The sequence below is a fragment of the Streptomyces sp. NPDC048462 genome (assembly GCF_043200175.1).
Lineage (GTDB): Bacteria > Actinomycetota > Actinomycetes > Streptomycetales > Streptomycetaceae > Streptomyces.
In genome coordinates, this window is record NZ_JBICXG010000066.1 from 1 (window position 1) to 2,028 (window position 2,028).

The following is a 2,028-nucleotide window of genomic DNA, read 5'->3' on the forward strand; positions in this document are numbered from 1 at the left end:
AGTTACGGCCGCCGTTTACTGGGGCTTCGATCAAGAGCTTCGCCTTGCGGCTGACCCCATCAATTAACCTTCCAGCACCGGGCAGGCGTCACACCCTATACGTCCACTTTCGTGTTTGCAGAGTGCTGTGTTTTTGATAAACAGTCGCAGCGGCCTGGTTACTGCGACCCTCTTCAGCTATAGCTCGCACGAGCCACCAAAAAGGGTGCACCTTCTCCCGAAGTTACGGTGCCATGTTGCCTAGTTCCTTCACCCGAGTTCTCTCAAGCGCCTGAGAATTCTCATCCTACCCACCTGTGTCGGTTTACGGTACGGTCTGCGTAAGCTGAAGCTTAGGAGCTTTTCCTGGAAGCGTGGTATCAGTGACTTCGCCATAAAGGCTCGTCTCGGTGCTCGGTCTTAAAGGATCCCGGATTTGCCAAAGATCCAAACCTACCGCCTTTCCCCAGGACAACCAACGCCTGGTACACCTAACCTTCTCCGTCCCTCCATCGCACTTACGCGAGGTGCAGGAATATTAACCTGCTTCCCATCGACTACGACTTTCGTCCTCGCCTTAGGGGCCGACTCACCCTGCGCCGATTAACGTTGCGCAAGGAAACCTTGGGCTTTCGGCGTGCGGGTTTTTCACCCGCATTATCGTTACTCATGTCAGCATTCGCACTTCCGATACCTCCAGCAGACTTCTCAATCCACCTTCAACGGCTTACGGAACGCTCCTCTACCGCGCATACAAAGTATGCACCCCAAGCTTCGGTTCTGTGCTTAGCCCCGTTAAATCTTCCCCGCAGACCGACTCGACCAGTGAGCTATTACGCTTTCTTTAAAGGGTGGCTGCTTCTAAGCCAACCTCCTGGCTGTCTGTGCCTTTCCACATGGTTTTCCACTTAGCAGAGAATTTGGGACCTTAGCTGTGGGTCTGGGTTGTTTCCCTTTTCACGACGGACGTTAGCACCCGCCGTGTGTCTCCCATACAGTCCGTCTCGGTATTCGGAGTTTGCAATGGTTTGGTAAGTCGCGATGACCCCCTAGCCATAACAGTGCTCTACCCCCGAGAGGATACATATGAGGCGCTACCTAAATAGCTTTCGAGGAGAACCAGCTATCTCCGGGTTCGATTAGCTTTTCACTCCTAATCACACCTCATCCCCTACCTTTGCAACGGGAGTGGGTTCGGGCCTCCAGTGCGTGTTACCGCACCTTCACCCTGGGCATGACTAGATCACCCGGTTTCGGGTCTACTGCCCGCGACTATGCGCCCTTATCAGACTCGGTTTCCCTTCGCCTCCCCTATACGGTTAAGCTTGCCACGAACAGTAAGTCGCTGACCCATTATACAAAAGGTACGCAGTCACTCCTTGCGGAGCTCCTACTGCTTGTACGCACACGGTTTCAGGTTCTATTTCACTCCCCTCTCCGGGGTTCTTTTCGCCTTTCCCTCACGGTACTGGTTCACTATCGGTCGGTCAGTAGTATTTAGCCTTGGAGGATGGTCCCCCCATGTTCAGACAGGGTTTCACGTGCCCCGCCCTACTCGTCTTCACTGAAATGGCCCTTTCAGATACAGGGCTATCACCTTCTATGGCCGCTCTTTCCAGAGCGTTTTCCTAGAACCAAATCAGCTTAAGGGCTAGTCCGCGTTCGCTCGTCGCTACTTACGGAATCTCGGTTGATTTCTTTTCCTCTGGTTACTTAGATATTTCAGTTCACCAGGTTCGCTTCCAGCAGCTATGTATTCACTGCAGGATACCCGCAAGCGGGTGGGTTTCCCCATTCGGACATTACCGGATCAAAGCTTGTTGCCAGCTCCCCGATACTTTTCGCAGGCTGCCACGTCCTTCATCGCCTCTGACCGCCAAGGCATCCACCGTGTGCGCTTATTCGCTTGACCATATAACCGCAAGTTGCCTTGGGTTATATATGTGACCCGGGGGTACAAAGCCCGGATACGAATATAACGACTCAATCAATAAAGAGACTTCCGTCTCTCGCCTTAGCCTCACGACACGTCTGATAGAACATCTCAAA

At 53.0% G+C, this 2,028-nt stretch carries 1 rRNA gene; it reads right to left on the minus strand.

Annotated features, from left to right (window positions below):
* A 23S ribosomal RNA gene (locus ACGFU6_RS39240) occupies positions 1–1,891 on the minus strand; the annotation flags it as partial.
* Positions 1,892–2,028: the final 137 nt, after the last annotated feature.